This window comes from Sphingobium sp. LMC3-1-1.1 (assembly GCF_040676285.1).
In the GTDB taxonomy this organism is placed as follows: domain Bacteria; phylum Pseudomonadota; class Alphaproteobacteria; order Sphingomonadales; family Sphingomonadaceae; genus Sphingobium.
The window spans coordinates 220,018-242,757 of sequence record NZ_JBEGHQ010000056.1 but is presented as its reverse complement, the minus strand read 5'-3'; the positions used below and the strand labels follow the sequence as shown (position 1 = coordinate 242,757).

Here is a 22,740-nt window from a genome sequence, read left to right as displayed (position 1 = left end):
AGTACATCAACGGCTTCTACAATTCCCGGCGGCGCCCATTCATATCTGGGCGGCATCAGCCCGCTCGCCTTTGAGGCAAAGGTGGCATAATGAGATAGGTGACCGGCGCAAAACCGTTACAAGTCCAGTTCGATATACTCGTCCCACAGAATTTGCAGCGTGACATGCTTGCGCTTGAGTTCGCGATTGATCGCCGCCCAGTCGGGTTCGGCTCGCCGTCGGTGCCCCTGCTTCGTCCCCGCCGCGCCGGAAAGCCGTGCTTCCAATGCCCCATCAGTCAGCTCCGGCGCCAACGGCCATTCCAGGCCCGAGGCCTCGTAGCGGCGTAACGTCTCCCGCACCGTCGAGGGCGCGACCCCCAGCTGTCGCGCGACCGCCCGCACTGGAACCCCCGCGTCCCGGACCAACCGCAATATCTCTCGCACACGGCGCATCTCTATTCTCTCCGTCGGCATCCGATCCTCCCAAAAGGGACGATCCTGCGACGACCAGAACAGCTCCTGCAAACCGCCCAGAAACGGGCGGCATCATCCCGGAATGACGGGCGACATCATTCCGGAATAGTGGGCGACATCAAATCGGAATGCCGGGCGCGATCACCCCGGAATCCGCAAACGGCAATCAGCCCTTCATCCCGCTACCGCGCAAGGCGGCCTCGGCGCCACGGTTACACCTATGGCAAGGAGATGGTGCAGATAACGATCATCCATCTTCGCTATGCCCCATCCGTTCCCGCCTGAAGAGTGCTGTTTGGCACGAGCCCGACCCCCGCGGCGAACTGGCGCCCTGAGTGGAAGATGCGAACATCGCGAACGGCTGCGGTGAGCGCGGTGGCAGTAATGTTGCCGGCGCGCCGTCTCCCCCTCTCGTCTTCCTAAAATTGCTGACGCCTGATGGCCGTTCTGTAGCGCTGGTTCAGCCTTTGCTCCTTGGCCGCGATGTCGTGGCGAATGGTTACCAACATTTCCTCCAGGGCAAGTATGCGCTGGGTTAATATCTCGACGACATGATCGTACGTATTACGTTCGGCAGTCCACCTTTCCATCAGCGCAGCGATCTGGCCCTCATGGGCTGTCCGCATCTGGTGGATCATGCCTTTGATATCGGCCCCGTGCTTCTGTTGTTCGAGCAGAGCTGCTTCCCTCCCTGCCTCGATCGAATCCATCCGGACCATCAGAACGGCTAGGTGATTGGTAATCTCCTCAACCGAAGTGGAGAGCAGGACGGAAGGCGGATCGGACCGCGATGTGCTGCGCAGGCCATCCTTCGCGATATCCGTGATGACCGCGAGCCCATGGTTCTCCCAGAATGCATCGGTGAACTGGAGTAGATCGGTGGCATTCCAGAGGTAGGGCGATCCAGCATGATAGCCATCATATTGAATATGCCATCCCATCGCACGTTCTTCTGGCGACCAACGCCCCTTTCTTTCCATCATGATCTTACGACGGCCATGATCGGGTGAGCGGATCGGGAAATGCTTGAGAAGGAATCGATAAGGAAATTCCACGACACCTTCGAAGTTCGCGACATGTCCACCGCTGGAGACCAGATCGACCTGTTGCTGGGGCTGCAGCCATGCCTTAGCCTGCTCGAATTCATCGGGTTTGGATGCGAATTCGAAAAATATACCAGTGGCATGAAGGTCGTGCGAGACATCGGGATGCTCGGGCGTAGGTCGGAAATTGATGAGCGTGAAATTGACGCGGTTGGCCCCGGCGCCCTGGACGAGCCTCAGGGCGCGATCCATCGGCATGCCGGGGAAGGGCGAACGCCGCAATTCGTCTGCGTCGGTATGGATGATCCAGCGACCCGGATGAGCCGCCGCGATCATTTCCTTATGACGCAATATGTCGCGCCACTCATAATGTGGGCCGGGCTGCTCCGGAAAACGCTCCATTGTGATCCTGTCCGGCGCTTCCGCCGCGATCCTGTTCAATATGTCCCAACTGGAGTCGTTGGACCAATTGTCGATCGCGTGGATATCGCAACCCTGCGCCACCCAATCGCGGATCACCTGCTCGATGCAATCCGCCTCGTTATAGAGCGCCAATATGGCCAGCGGCCGCGTTATTGGCGGGCTGTCTCCCGCCATGTCCAGCGCCGCGGACTTGTCATGGATGGTGATGATCGTCTCGAGTCGTAGATCTTGGTCATTGTCGTATGTGTAACCCGAGTAGATGCAAGGAAGACCATTGTCTTTCAAAAGCTCGCGATATTCCTCGAGCGCCCATTCCCGGACATGGGACGGATTCGGCGGGGGACCATTATGATCCTGTCCCCATGCCCGGATCCGATCCGGCGTACTCGTTAGCACGATCGCACCCTTGGCATGGCATGCCGCCAAAATTCGCAGGAGAGGACGGGGGTCTAGAAGATGTTCGACAACATCGGCGCAGATCACTACACAGTCCGGCCCTGCACGATCCGCAAGAGTAATGGATCCCGCGTCGGAGAAGTCGGCTTCGATCCATTCGCCGGCTCCCTCGTGATGGGCTCGGCAATATTCGATATTCGACCCGAAATCGACGCCGATGCGGTGGGTGGCCGGCAAGGTCACCAGCTTGAAGGCCATACCACAACCTAAATCGATTACTGTCGATCGGCCCGTCTTGCGGAGGAAATATTCGGCGACCTCATAGACTTCCGGTTGATAGAGGGGGGTGCCTTGGGCATGTTCGATATCCGAGAAATACGAAACCGCATCGCGCGATTGATAGCTCTTAGGAAGATGGTAGAGCGTCATTCTGTCCCCTGTCACGATGTTGTCGGCTCTCTATCATGCCGGATGCGTATTGATAAGTGCGTCACCCACCGACAAAGGCGCTGAGCGCTTCCGAAAGAAGTATCATGTCCCGATGTGGATGACGGTTGAAGGAGAGTTGCCTGTTCCCCGCAACCACGAGGGCCGAAGTGGTTCGCTCCACGATCTCGGGCAGGCGCTTGGGATGGGGTGCCAGTTTAGCCAAGGTTTGCAGCGTCTCAGCGCTGGGGGCGAACCATTCGGAATCGACTTCAGCCGGGATATTGAGCGCGCTCGGCAGTTTGCCCGTTGACCACTCCTCTGTGCTGATCGTTTCCGGTGCGTTGCCTGTCCTTGTCGGCCATGAGCTATCAAGCAGTCCGCCCCGTTCCGTCAATCCGGGTTGCGAGGGCAGCATGACAGTCGGCTTTCCGGCGGCCATGGCATCGATGTGCAGGCTGGAATTGGTGGAGATGACGCCGTCCACATCCTGCATCAACCGGCTGATCGATACGTCCATGGCGAGCAGCGTCATATCATCCAGAAGCAGGATATTGGGAGACTGGAGAATGTCTGCCATGGCATAGATGCTATGATCGTCCGGATGCGGACGAAGGATGAACAGGCAGTTGGGGTTCCGGTCTATCGTTCGGCGCACCCATTCATAGGTGGCCGCTTCACCATGTTCATGCATCTTCCAGTGAAGATTCAGACCTATGAGATACACTGCCTCGAATGCGCTGGTCCAACTGCCGAGCCGTACCGACAGGCCGCCATCGCCGGGCGGCATCAATGCGTCGAGGAATTTGGGGTTGCCGACGGCATGGACTGAAGGGTGGCCTTCTGCGTCCATTCGGTCGAGCAGCCTATTGGCAGTCTTTCGATCCCATGTGCCGACGATGTCGCATGATGAGGAGAAAGCCTGCGAGATGTTTACGCCATGTTGGAGCGACAAGGTGGTCGCGCCTATTCTCCCGGCTTCGCAGGCGACGAGCGCGTTCATCGCATGGGTGGGTGAAGGAAGCCCTTCGGTGGCCGTTATGAAGAGCGAATTCGCGCCACAACCCCAGTCGGACAACGCTGAAGAGCCTTCCGTGACGCTGCCGATCACGGCATAGGGCGTGGCGGTGCGCTCACAATAATTTCGGAGCAGATGAAGATATTGCGGCGCTATGCAATCCTCCCGAAAGAGAAGATGCAGGCGCTGGGCGGGGTACACATCCATGATCGGTCGAACGAAAGACCAGTCCTGGATGAAATTGACATTGAAGAAGGTGGGGGGAAAGGGAACGTTAATCGCGCCGCGCTTGTCGTTGCGGTAACGGATGTCGAGAAAGCCAGCGATGGAATCGCGTAACCCCTGTGCACCAGGGGGTGCCGCATTCCGGCGGATGAGTAGGTAATGCTGATGCGCATTGGCATCGCGGAAGGGGTTGGCCCTTTCCCAATGGGCCACGGCACCGATTTGCTCCGTGTCGCCGTGAAAACGATGTCCTTGATTGACTGCTGTAAAGAGATTCTCGGCAACGATCTCAAACCCCGCAAGAGAGAGCATTTTCTGCCAGGTCGAGATGGGAAGTACCGAAGAGTGGAACCGGTTTCCCAGCGAACTGGGTCGCGTCGAGATCGAGATGATGCAATCGCGGGTCGTCAGGTGTCGGAGGTTGAGCAGGAAGTCGGCGAGATGTTCCCGGTCGATATGTTCCGCCACATCCAAGCAAGTGACGATCCATTTCAAACCCAATGATGCGTGTAGGCCGGATAGAAGCATGCCTACGGCTTCCGGATTATGGCTCGCCAGATCATAATGAGCGTAATTCTCTTGTTCCCGATCGGCCGCATCGACGGTGAACGCCTTTAGCCCGCGATCCCTGAGTAGGGCTGCCAATATCCCATTGCCGCCACCTAGATCGAGGAGGGCGTCGCCATGATCGTGCGCAAGGGAGGCCACCATGTCCGGCACGCTAGCGAGGTCGAAAGATGTCGACTGCGTATCATGTGCGAAATAGTTTTGTGCATAAAGGCTCCCATAGTCCGTCACGCAGGAATATCGAGGCGAAGCTGGTATGTCTGGGGGAAGCATCACAAAGGTTCCGTTATTTCATCATCACCATAATAGAGCTGCGCCGCATGTTGGGCGTGAACAGCATGGAGAGAACGCGCCTGGCCAGGCGCAGGCCCTTTCGACTGAACAGCCGGGGCGGCGGCGCGCCATAAAACACCTCGTGGATATCGTGTTGCATCGGGAACACGCGTAGCTGGCGAAAGCCCGCCGTACGGGCGCAATCGGCAATGAGGTGTGGCGGCATATCTCGCTCGTTCACACCGAATTCCTCCATGGCCTGAATCGACCAGGGGGCGGTCGAATGACCCTCGCCCGGCTCATGGGTGATGAGGGTGCCGCCAGACTTAAGAGCGCGATAAGCGCAAGAAATGGCGAGTTGTGGATCGTCTGCATGGTGAAGGCTGTCGAAGAACACCGCACAGTCGAAGCTTTCGGTGAAATCCAGCGTTTCATAATCGCCCATCACGAACTGCGCCTTGTGCTGAATCGCGTTGATCTCGCTGTTCCGCTGCGCAAGATCAATCATGTCAGCCGCGATGTCTTGCCCGGTGACGTCATAACCCCTTTTGGCGAAGAAGATGCTGGTCCAGCCGCCGCCGCAGCCTAGATCCAGAATGTTGGCGGGAGCAGGTGGCATCAAGGCCATGACGGTGCCGATCGAACTTAGTGTCAGGCCGCAATCCTCGTTGGAGAAGGGCTTGCCAAGGGAATGTTGAGCGCCGGCGTCCCCCAACTTCGCCAGATATTCTCTCTCAGCCTGCTTTGTCATCAAACTTTCCAATTGCATTATGGACATTTATGCTGCTCGCGAGACTGCAGCGAACTGGGTGCTTGTGATAGCGTGTGGAGGGTGAGATGCAATGCCATGCGATTATTCGAGGTGGGTGGTACGCAAGGACATATTTGCCGGGGATGTTCAATAGCGCTTGCGCGGCGGAGGATGGAGCGATAACCGAACGACGCAAAAGCTTGCTCGAGTGTCATGTTTTCGCAATATTTCGGATTGCGGCAGTCAAGGGCGATTTTTAAGCTAACTTGGTCGTTTTGTGCGGCATCGCCAAGATTATACGAGGGATATCAGCGTGATTTCTGAAATTTTCGAGAAGATGCGGTCGACGGAGATGAATGACTGGGTCGGGGGGACGGACCCCGAAGTTGTTGGTAATGCTAGCGCCGACCTCATCCGCAGGCTGATGCCCATCTCATCTGAATCCAAGATTCTCGATTTTGGATGCGGCATCGGTCGCGGCATGGTTTCGCTGCTGCGTGGCGGCGCGCCGGCGAAGGTCGTCGGCATGGATATTATGCCTCCCGTCATTTCTTTCTGTCAGGAAAACATCGCGCCTCATTTTCCACAGGTCAGCTTCGATCTAATCGAAGGTGCAAACGACCATTATGACCAATTCATTGGTGATCAGTTCCGTAAACCGCTTGCGCAGATCGAGCAAGAATACAAAGATTACTTTAACATCGCCTACGCGTTTTCAGTGTTCACTCACATTGATCGCAAGGACTTCGTTAACGTCCTCAAGCTGGTCGAGTCGATGCTTGCGCCCGGTGGTTATTTCCTGTTCACCTGCTTCACTCTCACCGAATTTTCGCGCAAGATGATCGATCATAGTCAGACGATCTTCCCGCTCGTCAACAAAGCCTATGTCGATAACGGCGAGGTTCTATGGGGTGAGCAGAATGACCCGCTGGCTTTCATCGCGTTCGACAAACAATTGCTTGAAGCGATGACTTGGGAAGCTGGCCTTGCGATCATGAAGGTTGAATATGGTTGCTGGATGGGCGGCAACATCGGCTCTTCGCTTCAGGATCTAATCGTTGTCAGGAAGCCGCTCCCGATGGTCGATCAGGATGAGATAGTTTTCACGCCTGTAGTGGATCGTAGTAATTTCAGCTCCCAGTCTTGATCGATATCCTAGAAGCGGTTGTCAGCCATGCGCGATCCAATTGATATCATCATTCCGGTCTACAAGAATGTTGCCCTGGTAAAGGACTGCCTCGACTCTCTGCGTCGGAATCTTGGGGAGATCGCTGCATTCGAGCCTCGGGTGATTGTCATCAACGACTCTCCTGATGATCAGCCGGTTACGGAATATCTTGCGGCGGCGGAGAAAGCCGGCGAAATTGATGTCCTCATCTCTAACGAGAAAAATGTCGGCTTTGTCCGCAGCGTGAACAAGGGTATCGCTGCGGCTCGTGCGCGGGGGGGCGACGCCATTTTGGTGAACAGCGATACGGTGACCTTCGAGAATACCCTGGCCGAAATGATTGGGGTTGCGCTCTTGGACGAACAAATCGGGTTTGTCAGCCCGCGTTCCAACAACGCCTCGATCTGCACATTTCCCCAGACACCTCACGCGCTGGCTGGTGCCACGATCGATCCTGCCTCATGCTATTCGGTATGGGCGAGCGTCTCCCATTACTTGCCGCGCTATACGTTCACGCCCACCGCCGTGGGCTTCTACATGCTCATAAAGCGCGTCATTCTCGATGATTTCCACGGCCTTGATGAGATATTCGACGTAGGCTATGAGGAGGAGAACGATCTCGTCCTGCGCGCGAACAAGGTCGGATTCCGATCGGTGTTGGCAAATCATGCTTTCGCATATCATGCTGGCTCCGCATCGTTCCTGCTGCACGATATCGACCTAACAGCGCATCGCAGCGGCAATTTGAACAAGATGATGGAGCGTCATCCGGAGTTCCTCCCGCTCATCATGCAATATGAGGCGTCCGCAAAATATCGCGCGGAGCAAATGCTTCGGAATCTCGTTCGCGATGAGGCAGGGCGTCTCAATCTTGTCGTGAATCTGCTGTCGATGGGACCGGCGTTCAACGGCACCAACGAACTGATCCTCAATGTCCTAGAATACCTCAATGAGTGTGCGACGGATCGCTTCAACATCACGCTGCTCGCCCGCCGTAACGTGGCAAGCTTCCATGGGTTCGAGCAGTTCGACCGTCTTGCCTGTACCGAAGAAGTGCAGGGAAAATATGCCATCGCTGTGTCGTTCGGTCAGCCTTATAACCTGAATGCCATCAACATCATGGAAATGTTGGCCCCTATCAATGTTTATGGGATGCTCGACGTCATATCCTGGGATTGTGGATATCTGCGGGTCGAGCAGAAAATCGATTCACTTTGGAATTACGTTGCAAAAAGCGCCAACGGCCTGATGTACATCAGCGCTTTCTCAAAGCAGATTTTTGAACGAAGCTTCCCGGTCTCGAGGGAAAGCCGGTCCTACGCACGATTGCTGCCGACCAAGGTTACGGCTTATGCTGAGCGTTATAATAATGCGCGAAGGGGTGCCCGTCATGTGTTTGTGTCAGGCAATCACTTCACGCATAAGGACTCCTTGCGGACGGCTAAGCAATTGGCCCAAGCACTGCCGTCGCTTCAGTTTGCCGTGCTGGGGGACGGGAGCGAACAGCGCGGGAACATCATCAATCTTCCGGCGGGCAATGTGTCCGATGAGGATATGATCGCCGCCATGGCAGAGAGTAGTGTGTTCGTTTTGCCCTCCTACTATGAGGGCTTCGGCTTCTCCATCATGCACGCGCTGGCTTTGGGCAAGCCCATCGCAGCGCGCGATATCCCGGCCACCCGGGAAATCCTCAAGAGCTTCGATGCAGTTAAAGGTGTTACCCTGTTCAAGAGGAACAGCGACATGCCTGCAGCCGTCACGGCAGCAATCCAGGCGGGCGAGTCATCTGTTGATGACAGCAAGGCTGAGGATTGGCGGGATTGGGCCAGCGGCTTTGCCGACTTCCTCCATTCGTTGCCCGATAGCCCGGATGTCTACCACCTGCTGGAAGAGCGCATCACACAAGGCGACGTTCTTCGTCGCCTATTCGATGCCGAACGCAGGCTGGGCCATTTGGAAAATACGCGCCGGGCCACGCCCGAAAGTGCAACGGATACGCAGACTGCCTCCGTATTTGCCCTCGCAGATCTCGAGGCGATGGATCCCGGATCCTTCGTCGACTTCCTGTACGAGCGGATATTGGGGCGCAAGGCTGATCCGTCCGGCTACAACCATCATCTGTTGCTGCTTGACCAAGGTACCACGCGTCGCGATATGCTCAAAAGCATATTGCGCTCGGACGAGTACACATCATCGGGTCGTGAGGTGAGAGTGAGTGGATTGGAGCGTCCGACCGCCTTGGGATTGAAACGTATATTTGGTACTCGAAAGGCAAGCGCATAAGATGAAAACTGCTGTCATAACGGGTATATCAGGTCAAGATGGCGCGTATCTCGCCCAATTGCTGCTGGGAAAAGGCTATCGGGTCTTCGGTGCTTATCGGCGTACCAGTTCGGTCAATTTCTGGCGAATCGAATATCTTGGGATCATCGATCATCCCAATCTCGTTCTTGTCGAACATGACCTAACCGATCTCGCTTCATCTGTGCGCCTGCTGGCGAAATCGGAAGCAACCGAGGTCTATAATCTTGCGGCGCAGAGCTTTGTCGGTGTTTCGTTCGACCAGCCGGTCACCACGGCGGAAATCACCGGCGTGGGCGCAGTGAATCTGCTGGAGGCGATCCGTATCGTCAATCCTACGATTCGCTTCTATCAGGCCAGCACATCCGAGATGTTCGGAAAGGTCCAGGCAGTACCTCAATCCGAGGAAACGCCCTTCTGGCCGCGCAGTCCTTATGGCGTTGCAAAGCTCTATGCGCACTGGATCACGGTCAATTATCGTGAGAGCTTTGATATCTTCGGATCGAGCGGTATCTTGTTCAATCATGAAAGCCCGCTGCGCGGTCCGGAATTCGTGACTCGCAAGATCACCGGCGCTGTCGCGCGGATCAAGCTTGGCCTGCAGGATTGCCTCGAACTCGGCAATATTGATGCGAAGCGTGATTGGGGGTTTGCTAAGGAATATGTTGAGGGCATGTGGCGCATGCTGCAGGTGCCCGTTGCTGATACATATGTGCTTGCGACGGGACGAACAGAGACCGTCCGCGACTTTGTGGAGATGGCATTCAAGGCCGCCGGAATTTCCGTAAGCTTCTCCGGAGAGGCCGAAGAGGAAGTCGCCATTGACCAGCGATCCGGTCGTACCTTGATGCGTATCAACCCACGCTTCTATCGTCCTGCCGAGGTGGATCTGCTGATCGGTAATCCCGGCAAGGCTAAGCGAGAGTTAGGGTGGAGCAGCGACACGACGCTTGAGCAGCTTTGCTCTATGATGGTGCATGCCGATCTCAAGCGGTTGGGCGCCCCAGGCGAAAGCTTTGCGGTACTTTGACCGTCCTTGTTTTGCATCACTGCCTAACGAGCTCTGAGTAATGGCCAAGGTCCTGATCACCGGTGCTGACGGTTTCACAGGCCGTTATCTATCATCGGCGCTTCTTGAGCGTGGGCATCACGTCATTGGCCTATCCCGGACGGCCGGCCTGCTGGAGAGTGGTGTGGAAGTCCACGCCTGCGACCTGACCGACGTCGCTTCGCTTCAGGAGATGATTGCGACCTGCCGTGCCGACTGGGTCGTGCACCTCGCTGCGATATCCTTCGTGGCGCATGCTGATGTGACGGAACTTTACCAAGCGAATATTATTGGTACTCGCAACCTGTTCGACCTCCTGTCGCATGCGGACGTTACGCCATCCAGAATATTGGTGGCGAGCAGCGCAAACGTTTATGGCAATAGGCGGGAAGGCATATTGAGCGAGGACATGCCCACGCAGCCTGCCAACGACTATGGCGTCAGCAAGCAAGCGGTTGAGTCCCTCGCGCGGATTTATAGCGGGCGGTTGCCAATCATCGTGACCCGGCCCTTCAACTATACGGGACGCGGCCAATCCCGGCAGTTTTTGCTGCCTAAGATCGTAGAGCATTTTCGTAGCAGGGCACCGTCCATCCGCCTTGGAAACGTCGACGTTGCCCGTGATTTTTCGGATGTCCGTACGTTGGTGGATTGTTATATTCGGCTTCTCGAATGCGAAGAGGCCTTGGGCGGCACGTTCAATATATGCTCGGGTGAAGCGCATCTGTTGCGGGATATCCTCGCAATGGCCGAAAAGAAGACGGGTCATCCCATTGAAATCGAGATCGATCCTAATCTCGTCCGTCGCGACGAAGTGAAGGTACTTGTGGGAAGCAAGGCGGCCCTCGAGCAGATAATTGGTCCGGTCAATGCTATTCCGATCGAGGATACGATTGCCTGGATGCTGGCGGACGGATGAGACTCGCGCTCAATATCGATTCCCTCACGCCGCAGCTCTCGGGGATCGGTCGCTACACTCTCAATCTGTGTACCTATCTTTCCCGCCATCCGGAAGTGGACGATCTAGCATATTTCCGTAACCAGCGCTGGCTGAAAGATTATGCGCCGTTCCTGATCGAGGAGGTGCCCCACATACGCAACCCTTTGCGGCGCTGGAAACGGCTGGCTCGCTGGCGCTCACGGCGCGAATTCGACCGACGGCTACTCCATGGCCCTAATTTCTTCCTGCCCGAAGGCGCGCAACGGGGAGTGATAACGGTTCACGACCTTTCGGTCTTTCTGTTCCCCGAAACGCATCCCGAGGAACGGCGCCGATATTTTGACGAACATTTTCCAAGTTCGTTGCGTCGGGCGCAGCATATCATCACCGACAGCCAGACCGTAAAGACAGAATTATGTGAGTGGTTCGGCGTCGACGTCAACGCCGTCACCGCGATCCCCCTAGGCGTTTCGCCGGATTTTGGGCCGCATAACCGGTCCATCGCTGCGCAGGCGGTGCTCAAGGGTTTCGGGCTTCAGTCCGACGGCTATTGTTTGTCTGTCGCCACGATTGAACCGCGCAAGAAACTTGTCAACGCCATCCGTGCTTTCCTGCTGGCAACGGAGCGCGAGGAAATATCCGTGCCCTTGGTGCTCGCGGGCGCAAGCGGTTGGCATAATGAGGAAATCCATGACCTGATCGACCGGGCCGAGGGGAAGATCCGGTTCCTGGGTTATGTGCCGGAAGCACAGTTGCCGATCCTCTATGCCAATGCGGCTCTCTTCCTTTATCCGTCCATCTATGAGGGGTTTGGCCTGCCTCCCGTGGAAGCGATGGCGAGTGGAGTGCCGGTGATCGCCTCGAATCGTTCCTGCCTCCCCGAAATCACACGGGGCGCGGCTTTGATGATCGATCCTGACGATATCGATGGCTTCGCTGCTGTGATAAGCGCGGGCCTGCTTGATGATGATCTGCGTGGCCGGACCATCGCAGACGGACGGCGGGTTGCGGCAGGCTATAGCTGGGAGATTTGCGTAGAACGGACACTTGACGTTTACCGTCGCGTCATGGCGGCGTGAGGCCGTAAAAGATGGGCCGGCTCAGCGCTTGCTCCCCGTTGGCTATTCGTGCATGAGCACGTCGGATATAGTTTGAAAGGGCTAGACCAAGCCCCGTTTGTCATTGGACCAGGAATGAATCCTATTTTTAGTGCCCCGCGGCTCGCATTATTGGGCGCAGTGGTTTGTGCAACGAGCGCTTGTTCGATCATGCCGGCGGGCGGCCCTTCTACCCATGCGGTGAACAAACTGGCCGATAAGGGAAGCACATCCATCAATGGCGATATCAAGATCATACCGGTAACCGATGTGGTGGCACGGCGGGTAATCGCCAACGAAGGAAGCACCTATTTTGCCGACACCATAGGGGATGGCACCCCGGTGGGTTCGATGATCGGTCGGGGCGATGTGCTCGACATCGCTGTCTGGGAGGCGCCACCGGCGGCATTGTTTGGATCCGGCGGTGGCGATCCACGCATCGTCTCGTCCGGTGCAACGGCCCGCGGGACTACGCTGCCGGAACAGATGGTAGATAGCGACGGTCGTATCACGATTCCATTTATCGGTTATGTTCAGGTGGCGGGCCGGACGCTACAGCAGGTTGCTCAGACGATAAGGCAACGGCTGATTGGCATGGCGCACGATCCGCAAGTCGTCGTGCGGACGGTTCGCAGCGCCACGACCAATGTGACGGTGGTGGGCGATGTCGCGAATAGCGCGCGCGTTCCGCTGACCGCCCGGGGCGAACGCCTGCTGGAGGTACTGGCTACGGTGGGAGGTGTTAAGCAGCCCATCAATAAAATGACGGTCCAGATCACTCGCGGCGGAAGGATCGCATCGATGCCTTTGGAAGGAGTCATCAAGGATCCTCGCCAGAACATCCGCCTGCAGCCCGACGATGTCGTGACGGCGCTGTACCAACCTTACAGCTTCACCGCGCTCGGCGCCGCAGGCCGTAATGAAGAACTGCCATTCGAGGGGACCGGCATCACTTTGTCGCAGGCTCTAGGTAGAATTGCGGGCTTGCAGGACAATCGGGCTAATACACGCGGAGTGTTCATTTTCCGTTTAGAGAAGCCTGAAGCTGTTGATCCCGCCATGCGTGTCAATGCGCGTCTGACACCTGATGGAAAACTTCCGGTGATTTACCAGATTGACGTAAAGGATCCGGGAATATTCTTTGTTGCTCAAGGATTTCCTATCAAAGATAAAGATGTTCTATATGTTTCCAATGCACCATTGGTAGACATTCAGAAATTCGTGAACGTCATCTATTCTACCGTTCTTCCTGTCGCGACTGCGGTTGCGGTGGCGCCCTAGAACCATCTGTGGACGGTCCTGAGGATGCAAGCGGTTTTTGGGAAGCTTGGCGAAGTCGGGTGCTGACATATACCCGGCCATTCATTCGGCTTTATTGATGTCGCTGGCCCATATGGGAGTTCATGGATATGAAGGCTAGGGTCCGGACCCAATAACCATGTTCCCACGGTGATCAGATTGTGATTCAGTGTTTCAGCGAGGAGGCGCTGAGATGTCTGATTTCTTTTGGTTTTCCGATGCGCAGTGGGCTCGGATCGAGCCGCTGCTTCCGACCGATGTTCGCGGTAAGCCACGTGTGGATGATCGTCGGGTGCTGAGCGGGATCATCCACGCGCTTCGCTGCCGCGGACGCTGGGCGGACTGTGCTGACGTCTATGGTCCGAAGAAAACGCTCTACAATCGGTTCGTCCGCTGGTCCGAGCGCGTCATCTGGGAAGGCATTTTCAGTGCGCTGGCGGGAGCCGGCGACGCTCCAGATCGCCTGTTCATCGACAGCAGTTGCATCAAGGTCCATCGCTGCGCCGGGGGTGGAAAAGGGGGGCCTTGGCTCATGGTATCGGCCGCACGAAAGGTGGACGCAGCACCAAGCTTCACGCGGTCTGCGACGAGAAAGGCCGCCCCTGCGTCCTGCTCCTGACGCCCGGAAATGTCCATGATTGCAAGGTCGCGCAGCTTTGAATTGAGGCCATGCCGCCCTCGGCCGAACTCGTCACCGACAAAGGCTATGACAGCCAAGCCCTGCGCGAATGGCTGGATGAGCGCGGTACCCAGGCCGTCATCCCGCCGCGCGAGAACCGCAAAATCCAGTACGATTACGATCGCACAATCTACAAACAGCGCAATGTCATCGAGCGCATGTTCTGCCGCTTCAAGGACTGGAGACGCATCGCCACCCGCTTCGATCGCAATCTCAAAAATATCATGGGCGCCATCGGCCTCGCCGCACCCGTTATCTTCTGGCTGTAGTGAGTCCGGACCTAAAATGATAAAGCTTTGAGAATTTTTGGGTTCCGGCCTTAATTGTTTCAACCGGCCTGACCAACGCCGCTTAGAGGTGGCCGGCGTAGTCTGAACAGGGATCGGCATTCGACAAGTGATCATCTTCCGGTTTCATCATCGACTGCCGATATGGGGCGTCATGCAGGGAGAACGAAGCCCGACCGGAGTGACACTCCATATCGGCGGCCAAATCCATGCTGCCATCGCCATTGGCAGGTTGTCAAAATATGCCTGGTCCGGGGTCCGGGCGCCAAGGCTCGAACGCGGCGTCCTTGCGTTGTAAAAGTTCAGATAGCGACCGATCGATATCCGGGCTTCGCTGACCACGGCGTAGGCGCGGAGGTAAACCTCCTCCTATTTCACCGAGCGCCACAGGCGCTCGACGACCACATTGTCGCGCCGTGTACCACGACCGTCCACGCTGATGGCATTTTCTCTCGGTGCAGCATCGCTGGTGAAGGCGTGACTGGTGAATTGGCTGCCTTGGTCGGTGTTGAAAATCTCGGGCTTGCCGTAGCGCGCTAGGGCTTGCTCCAGCGCCTCGACACAGAAGTCGGCCTCCATCGTGATCGACACCCGCCAGGCCAGGACCTTGCGGCTGAACCAATCGACGACGGCCACGAGATAGACGAACCCCCTCGCCATCGGGATATAGCTGATGCCAGTCGCCCAGACCTGGTCGGGCCGATCGGTAGTTTGCGCAATAGATAGGGATAAACCTTGTGCCCCAGAGTCGGCTTCGATGTGTTCGGGCGACGGTAAATCGCCTCGATCGCCATCGTCTTCATCAGCGTGGCGACATGCTGGCGGCCGATCTCGATCCCTTCCTGCCGCAGCAGATCGCGCAGCATCCGGCTGCCCATGAACAGAAATTCCAGGTGCAGTTCGTCGATGCGCCGCATGATTGCCAGATCAGCCACCGAAACCGGTCTGGGCAGGTAATAGATGCTGTCCCGGCTGATCCCCAGTTCCGCACCTGCCGTGCCAGCGGCAAACTGTGCGAACGATCGATCATCGCTTTGCGCTCGGCAACAGACCGGCCTTCCCCGAGCGTGCCGGCCAAAAAATCGTTCGCCAGCGTCAACTCGCCAATCTTGCGTGCAGCGTCTTCCCGTCAACCGGCGGCCCACCCGGGTCCGATGCCTTGTCCGAACCAAACACACCGGCCGCGCCCTCCGCAACTGGCTACGCCACGTCGTGATCTGGTTCGGATGCACGTCAAACTGCTGCGCCAACTCGGTCAGCGTCTTCTCGCCCTTCACGGCAGCCAGTGCCACCTTCGCCTTGAAAGCCCGATGTGGTTCCGGCGGGGGCGTGTGCTCGTCTCTGCTCCTGTCTCGCAATCATACTGGCCATCAGGCAGAAAATCCACTTATCTCAATGGCCAGTTCTGCTAGGCCACCTCTCTCGCTCGCACCCGGTCCATATGGCTGCGACAATGTTTGAGCTTCACCAAAAACGAATTTGTCTTCAAACTCGAATGATTTAGGCTTGAAAGGATGCGACGGCTCCCTGTAACGCCATCAGCGGGGTTTACAGGGGTACAATATGAATCTGAAGAATTGCGCGTCCAAATGGGCGCTGCTCGCGGGTGCCAGTGTCGTCGCCGCGCTTGCCGTCGCTTCGTCCGCGCAGGCCGCCTGCAGCACTGCCAATGGCATCGTCACCTGCACTGGCGACAATCAACCCTTCACCGTTACCTCTGACGCCCAGACCATCATTGCTGAAGGGGCAACCGTCACGGGGACGGGCCTGTCCGCGCTTCGCCTGAACAGCGCGCGTGCCAATCTGGTCGTCAACGGCGCGATCAGCGCTACGGGTGCCGCGGCGCTGACCATCCAGAATGGCAGCCCCGTGCTGAACTACGACCCCTATGCCGGAGCGTCGGTGCCCAACGGCTATTATTCCTACCCCTATCTCTACCCCCATGGCCGAGTCAGGGTCACCGTCGGCGAACAGGGCGTCATCAGCGGCGACACCGGCATCTGGATCGAGCGGTCGAGCAGCAATTATCTGGGCAACGCGACGGCCTCAATCGACAATAGCGGCCTTATTACCGCAACCTCGGGCAGCGCGATCCGTGGTCCCTCCGGCATTTCCGGCGTCAGCTATACATCGATCACCAACCAGGAAAGTGGGACGATCCACGGCATCGCCGCGCCGGTCGATACTATCACCAATGCCGGCCTGGTCGACGGGCGCGGCAATGCGGCTATCGACCTTGCGCCCCGATATGACAGTTTCTTCGGCAGCTATGGTCTGTCATACGTCATCAATAGCGGGACAATCACTTCCACTGCCGGGACCACGATCATCGGCCAGCAAAACCCGCTGTCCATTACCAACAGCGGCCTGATCGGCAACAGCAATGGCGGCCAGGCGATCTATGCCGGATCGAACCTGTACCTGACCAATTCGGGTAGGATCGAGGGCAATATCGTGGTCCGTGGCGCCAGCACGATTAACAGCACGGCAGGGAACATCGTGGGTGATGTGCTGCTGGGCGATGGCGATGACATCATCGTCGCCGCGCTTGATGAGAATAACCGGCTGAAAACAGGGATCATCGGTCAGATCAACGGCGGCGCAGGCGTCAACGCCATTGCCCTGGCCATTGACGCCGATGCCACGCTGACCGGCACGCCGATGCTCCCGACCGGCTTTTCCCTGTTACGGGCGAGCCTCTTCAATCAAGCGCAGTTCACGCTCGACGCCGGTTTCAGCGGCACGTCGAGGCTCTCTGTCTCCGGCGAGGGCACGCTGGTCAATCAGGGGCTGTTCGACACGCAAGGCCGGGCGATAGAGGCTTATGGCTCCGGCTCTCCCTCATCGCTCAGCGTGCAAAATGACGGCGCCATCAAGGCCACTCTTGCAGGCGCGACCGACGCTGCCGTCTCGATCGACGGCGCTGCCCTGACCAATAACGCCAGCATCGAATCTACGGGCGGCGCGGCGGTCCTGCTGAAGTCGGGCTACGGCACGGCCCTGACCAATAGCGGGACGATCAAGGCAAACGGTGGCCCGGCGATCCTTTTCGGCGGCGGTTATGCCAGCAGCGCAACGCTGGTGAACAAGGCCGGCGGCGTCATCCAGGGAGATACAACGGCCATCGCGATCCTGCCCGACAGCAGCCCCTATTCCTACAGTTCCACCAGCATCACCAATGCCGGCTCGATCATCGGCCATGTCGATCTTACCGGAAACGGCAGCAGCAGCGACCGCTTCATCATGCAGGAAGGTGGGACGGTAACCGGTGACGTACGGCTGGGCGCCGGCAATGACAGCTATATTTTCGATGGGGTCATGGGCGCCAAGGGCTTCCTCACCGGCATTTCCGGGGTGCTCGACGGCGGCGACGGGATCGACCAACTGCTGGCGCGGATCAAGGGTGACGCCGCGATCACGCTCGGTAACTATGCCAATTTCGAAACGGTCGGACTGGATATCGCCGAGGGCAAGCAACTCAGCGTGACAGGCTCCACCGGCGGCGCTCAACTCAGTCTTTACGGCAAGGGCAGCGTCGACCTGTCGCTCGACATCTCCGGCCAGAATGTCACGCTGATCAACGCCTCGAGCTATGGCTTCAGCCTGCCCGGTGATTCCGGCACCCCCTATGTCCAGACCGGCACGACGATCGTCAGCCGGGGTGCGTTTACTGCAGCTTTCAATTCCGCGTTCTATGCCGGCAGCGTCGTTATGCTGGATCAGCTCGATGGTTTCATCAATGAGGGCAGCATTAGCCTCACCCAGCCCACCAACCCCTATGGTGCGCGTGCCTCCGCTATCAGCGGCGGCAAGGAGGTCGTGAACAAGGGCGAAATCCTGCTCGACGGCGGCGCCGCCATTGCAGGCGCTCTCTCCGTGACCAACAGCGGCATGATCATCGAGGTCAGCGGCGGCGCTGCGGCCGTGGGCGTATCCAGCTTTCGCGATCTCACCAATAGCGGCACGATCCGCACTTCCGGCAGCGCGGTCTATGCCAGCGATTACAGCGCCTCCACGATCCGCAATAGTGGCACGATCGAAAGCACCAGCGCGCGGGCGATCATTGGCGGCTATGCGCCCACTGTGATCGTCAACGAGACCGGTGGAACCATCACCGGCGGCGCGGGCCTTGAAGCCATCACCCTTGCCGGCGGCGGTGCGGTCAGCAATGCCGGCACGATCAACGGCGATGTGAACCTCAGCTATTCTCCCTATGGCGGCGCCAGCTATGCCAGCGGCACCTATGTGGATCGCGGCGGCACGCTGAACGGCAATCTGCTGTTCGGTGCTGGCAACGACATTTTCGTCGCCACCAGCGATACGCTTGGGGTGCTGGGCAGCATCGACGCAGGCGACGGCGTGGACAACTTCATCCGCGCCTATGATGCCAGCAGGACCGTCGATATCAATGCCCTCCCCTCAACTCCGATCGGGTTCGAGCGGTTCGGCGTCGGTGCCTTGGGCAAAAATACGGTGGTTACGCTTACCGCCGCCAATGGCCCGATCAGCGAGCCTCTCACGCTGGTAGGCGACGGCACGATCGTCAATATGGTGGATTTCAGCGCGGCAAACTCCGCGGAACCACTGCTGACGCTGGGCTCTTCGGTCGATCCGCTCAACCTGTCCGGCGGCGGTTCCACGCTGACCTTCATCAACCAGGGCAAGATCGGCGGCGCAGTTGGCGGCTATGCCGGCAGCTTCACCAATGAAGGCACCATCAGCAACAGCGTCAACGGCATGACAGCCGTCGAACTCATTGCCAGCAGCGAGGATCGCTTCACATTCCAGAATAGCGGGACCATCGTCTCGCCCAGTTCGCCCTATTTTTACATTAACACGGGCGTCACCATTCAGGGCGCCTCCGACACCCAGATCATCGACGATGTCGCAATCGGCAACAGCGGCAGCATCAAGGGAGCCCTGTCGGCCTCGCTCCATGCGACCGAATTCAATTTCGCCAATGACGGGACGATCGAACCGGGCCTCAACAGCTATCTCCCTTCGGTTTCACTTTCCCTTGGTCAGAGCTACTACGGCAGCACCGACACCAATGCTGACAAAGCAACGATCAGCAACGGCGGGAATTTGACGAACGGGATCAATGCCGCGATCGCAGCCAGGGCGCTGGCTTTCAGCAACAGCGGCACGATCAGCTCATCCCTTTACGACACAGCCGTCTCGCTGACCCAAACGGCGCATGATACCCGTGACATGACGCAGGGTCTTTACGGGGCGATCGATCAGGAAAGCCTGTCCTTTGTCAACAGCGGCACACTGAACGGCAGCGCTTATCTCTACTCCGCCGCGACCTCCATCGTCGTCGCCAACAGCGGGACGATCACAGCGCCTGCCAGCAGCCTCGTCGAGCTGGATGACCCCGCCGTGAGGATCGAGGGGAACAGCCAGAACAGCCAGGCCATTGCCTTCACCAACAGCGGGGGGATCAGCACCAACCGTCTGGGCGCCTCAGCCGTTTCCATCGAGAGCGATGCGCGCTCGGTGGAGCAGCTAAGGAACGGCTTTGACGAGACTGACGGCCCGATCGCCGGTGAACCCACCACGTCCATCAGCGTCACCAACAGCGGCACGCTGAGTGCCGACGGCGGTGCCAGCTATCGCCCCGCCACCACGCCACCCTTTCCCTGGTATCCTTCATTCCCGGAGAGCCTGAGCCTCGTCGCCGCGCTCAGCGTTGATGCCTCCAGCGGCGGCCTGTCCCGCATCACCGTGACGAACGAAACAGGCGGCGTCATCTCCGCCACCGGTGCGACCCGCAATGCCGCCGATGCGCAAAATCCCGTGGTCGCCGGGCTGGAGAATATCGGTTCGACCGCCTTTGTAGGTCGCGCGAACCAGATCACGCTGATCAATGCCGGGACGATCCGTGGCCTTGAAGGTGGGATGGTGCCCGTCAGTCTGCTGGTTGATCCGACCGCGTCCGACCATGATTTCGCAGGCCAGTTCCTTGCCGGCGCGATCCAGACGATCGATTCGGCCGACAGCGTAACCAATCTCGCCACAGGCGTGATCACCGGCTCGGTCAACCTGGGCGCGCTGGACGACAGCATGGCCAATTACGGCACCATCAACGGCACTGTGTATCTGGGCGAAGGCAATGACCGCTTCATCCATGGCCTGGGCGCAACGCTCAACGGCATGGTCGATGGCGGCGCTGGCACCGACGCGCTGGTCATCGACATCAGCGGTGGTGGCCTGCTGAACCAGGCGACGTTCGACAAGTTCGTGAACTTCGAGGAACAGTCGATCACGGGCACCGGCACGATCACCACCAATGGTCCGCTTTCGATCGATAGCCTGGTCCTGCGCGATGCCAATCTCACCCTGGCGGCGGGGCAAACTCTGACGACCGCCAGCGACACCAGCATCATCTTTGCCTCCGGCACCAACAGCCTGATCAATCTGGGCACCATTACCGGCGCCCTGAGCTTCGCAGGGGGGACGAACAGTTTCGTCAATCTGGGCAGCATTGCAGGACCCGTCACCCTTGGCGGGGGCAGCAACAGCTTCACGATCGGTGCTGGTTCCTCGGTCAGCGGGCCGGTTGTCGCCAATGGCACCGACGATCTGCTGATCCTGGCCACCGGCGGCACCGATGCGGCACCGCAGGAATTGCGCCTTTCCAGCTTCACCGGCTTTGAACGCACGCGGCAGGACAGCGGTACGCTCGCTCTGTCGGGCGATTTCGCCACCGGGCAGCTGATCCTTGCCGGCGGACGCTTCATCGGCCGCACCGGATCGGTGCTTAACACCTCCTCCATCCTGGTAAACCAGGGCGCGACCTTCGGCAGCGCGGGAACCGTGAACGGCGACATCTTTGTGCAGGGCACCCTCTCCCCCGGCTCCTCGCCGGGCACGATGACGATCAATGGCAATGTCGCGCTGTCGGGAAGCTCCGCCACCCTGTTCGAAATGACGCCGACCATCAGTGATGCGCTCATCATCAATGGAACGCTCAGCATCGCGCCGGGCGCAACGCTGAAGATCATCGGCAATCGTCCGCTGACCCCCGGCGTGACCTATGAGCTGATCACCACCACCAGCGGCATTGTCGGCAGCTTCACCACCATCGACAAGGCCTCCACCGTGGTCGGCTTCGTCCGTCAGGGCAATCGCAGCATCGACCTGCTGGGCCAGTTTGTGCTGGGTAACGGCGCGAGCGGCCAGGTAATGCAGACAGTCGATTATCTGAACGGCCTGCTGATCGCGGGTACCGCGACGAACGGCCTGTTGAATGCTGCCCCCTCACTCCTGCTGGCCAACGGTACGGTCAATCAGGCCGCGGCGGCCCGCCTCAACGCTGAAAGCTATGCTTCGGCAGCGCAGATCGGCATCGAGAATGGCCTTGCCATTGCATCAGCCCTGCGTAGCGCCTCGATCACCGCGCGGGGTGAGGAAGCTGGCCTCTTCACCTTCGGCCAGACGCTGGGGGGGTGGCGCCGTCTCCCCGGCGATACCGCGCTCGGCACCTCCCGCGCCAATATTTCCACTTATGGCGCGCTTGCCGGCATCGGCTTCGGCTCACAAAAGGCTTCGCTCGGCGCGTTCGTCGGCTATATCGACGCCCGTCAGCAGATCGGCGCACTTGCCGCCAGGACCGAGGCCGACGGCATAATGGCGGGCGCGGTCGCGCGGGCGGCACTGGACGGTTTCCACATCGCCGCCTCGCTCAGCTATGACGGCAGCAGGGCGGATACGGATCGTAGCCTGCTGAGCGGCAGCAAGCTCAACAGCCATTACCGCCTGCGCAGCTGGACGGCGGACATATCGCTGGGTCATGCTTTCGGTTTAGGCAATGGATGGAACCTCGAACCCGAAATCGGCTTCACCCACATCTCTTCACGCCGCGGCAGTGCGAGCGAGACGGGCGACGCGGTCTGGGCTCTGGATGTCGAGGGACGGCGCATCAGGGCCAGCTTCCTGCGGGGCGCGCTCGAACTGAACGGCGCTGCGGAAGCGCGCCTCAGCCCGTGGCTCTCCGCCGGTGTCCTGCATCAACTCAGTGGCACCCAAAGCTTTGCGAGCGCCGCCTATGTGGCTGTCCCCGATGTCCTGACAGTTGCGGGCGTCGGGCGCAGCAAGACGCTGGCCTCAGTTGGAGCAGGCGCAAACCTTCGGCTCTCGTCGGCGGCCACCCTCTATGCTGGCGTGAACAGCGAATTCGGCGCCGAAAGCAGCGGACAAGGTGCGACGGTGGGTCTGCGGTTTCTGTTCTAGCCAGTAAAATTGATGCGCTTACGGGAACGATTCGCCGCTCATCATGCAGCGGCGAACGAACCATCTCGATGGACAACGAACCTCCGCCATTTTAGGCTCTGTGGCGAAT

11 protein-coding genes and 3 pseudogenes are annotated in these 22,740 nt (G+C 58.5%); 8 read left to right on the top strand and 6 right to left on the bottom strand.

From position 1 onward, the window contains the following. Nucleotides 1-125 precede the first annotated feature (125 nt). The 5 genes and pseudogenes from MRBLMC3_RS19945 to MRBLMC3_RS19925 form a co-directional block, all read right to left on the bottom strand. Nucleotides 126-434, bottom strand: a pseudogene (locus tag MRBLMC3_RS19945) (helix-turn-helix domain-containing protein); the annotation flags it as partial. Between the two features lie 281 nt (nt 435-715). Then, nucleotides 716-841 (bottom strand): hypothetical protein, encoded by a 126-nt coding sequence (locus MRBLMC3_RS19940; protein WP_363831707.1) that lies wholly within the window; start codon nt 839-841, stop codon nt 716-718. 33 nt (nt 842-874) lie between these two features. Continuing rightward, nucleotides 875-2,746, bottom strand: coding sequence for a methyltransferase domain-containing protein (locus MRBLMC3_RS19935; RefSeq protein WP_363831682.1), 1,872 nt, complete (start codon nt 2,744-2,746; stop codon nt 875-877). A gap of 61 nt (nt 2,747-2,807) precedes the next feature. Next, nucleotides 2,808-4,784: a hypothetical protein gene (locus MRBLMC3_RS19930; protein WP_363831679.1), complete on the bottom strand. Its 1,977-nt coding sequence runs from the start codon at nt 4,782-4,784 to the stop codon at nt 2,808-2,810. 55 nt (nt 4,785-4,839) lie between these two features. Continuing rightward, entirely contained in the window at nt 4,840-5,577 is a 738-nt protein-coding gene (locus MRBLMC3_RS19925) for a class I SAM-dependent methyltransferase (RefSeq protein ID WP_363831677.1), read from the bottom strand. 313 nt (nt 5,578-5,890) lie between these two features. Here MRBLMC3_RS19925 and MRBLMC3_RS19920 point away from each other — a divergent pair, with 313 nt between their 5' ends. From MRBLMC3_RS19920 to MRBLMC3_RS19890, 7 genes and pseudogenes are all read left to right on the top strand, one after another. After that, complete coding sequence (locus tag MRBLMC3_RS19920) at nt 5,891-6,724, top strand: class I SAM-dependent methyltransferase (RefSeq protein ID WP_363831675.1); 834 nt, start codon at nt 5,891-5,893, stop codon at nt 6,722-6,724. Nucleotides 6,725-6,751: 27 nt separating this feature from the next. Further along, nucleotides 6,752-9,028, top strand: coding sequence for a glycosyltransferase (locus MRBLMC3_RS19915; RefSeq protein WP_363831672.1), 2,277 nt, complete (start codon nt 6,752-6,754; stop codon nt 9,026-9,028). Nucleotide 9,029: 1 nt separating this feature from the next. After that, complete coding sequence (gmd, locus tag MRBLMC3_RS19910; protein WP_363831669.1) at nt 9,030-10,076, top strand: GDP-mannose 4,6-dehydratase; 1,047 nt, start codon at nt 9,030-9,032, stop codon at nt 10,074-10,076. Nucleotides 10,077-10,116: 40 nt separating this feature from the next. Beyond that, nucleotides 10,117-11,013 (top strand): GDP-mannose 4,6-dehydratase, encoded by an 897-nt coding sequence (locus tag MRBLMC3_RS19905; protein ID WP_363831667.1) that lies wholly within the window; start codon nt 10,117-10,119, stop codon nt 11,011-11,013. Continuing rightward, nucleotides 11,010-12,113 carry a glycosyltransferase family 4 protein gene (locus MRBLMC3_RS19900; protein ID WP_363831664.1) on the top strand — a complete coding sequence of 368 codons (1,104 nt, stop codon included), beginning with the start codon at nt 11,010-11,012 and terminating at the stop codon, nt 12,111-12,113. The genes MRBLMC3_RS19905 and MRBLMC3_RS19900 overlap by 4 nt, the downstream gene beginning before the upstream one ends. A gap of 72 nt (nt 12,114-12,185) precedes the next feature. Beyond that, nucleotides 12,186-13,412: a polysaccharide biosynthesis/export family protein gene (locus MRBLMC3_RS19895; protein WP_363831661.1), complete on the top strand. Its 1,227-nt coding sequence runs from the start codon at nt 12,186-12,188 to the stop codon at nt 13,410-13,412. A gap of 211 nt (nt 13,413-13,623) precedes the next feature. Then, a pseudogene (locus MRBLMC3_RS19890) lies at nt 13,624-14,378 on the top strand (IS5 family transposase). 243 nt (nt 14,379-14,621) lie between these two features. Here the strand turns inward: MRBLMC3_RS19890 and MRBLMC3_RS19885 are convergent. Next, nucleotides 14,622-15,774 (bottom strand): annotated as a pseudogene (locus MRBLMC3_RS19885) (IS3 family transposase); the annotation flags it as partial. 185 nt (nt 15,775-15,959) lie between these two features. On the opposite strand from MRBLMC3_RS19885, the gene MRBLMC3_RS19880 reads away from it, so the two are divergent. Beyond that, complete coding sequence (locus tag MRBLMC3_RS19880) at nt 15,960-22,631, top strand: autotransporter domain-containing protein (RefSeq protein WP_363831658.1); 6,672 nt, start codon at nt 15,960-15,962, stop codon at nt 22,629-22,631. Nucleotides 22,632-22,740 lie beyond the last annotated feature (109 nt).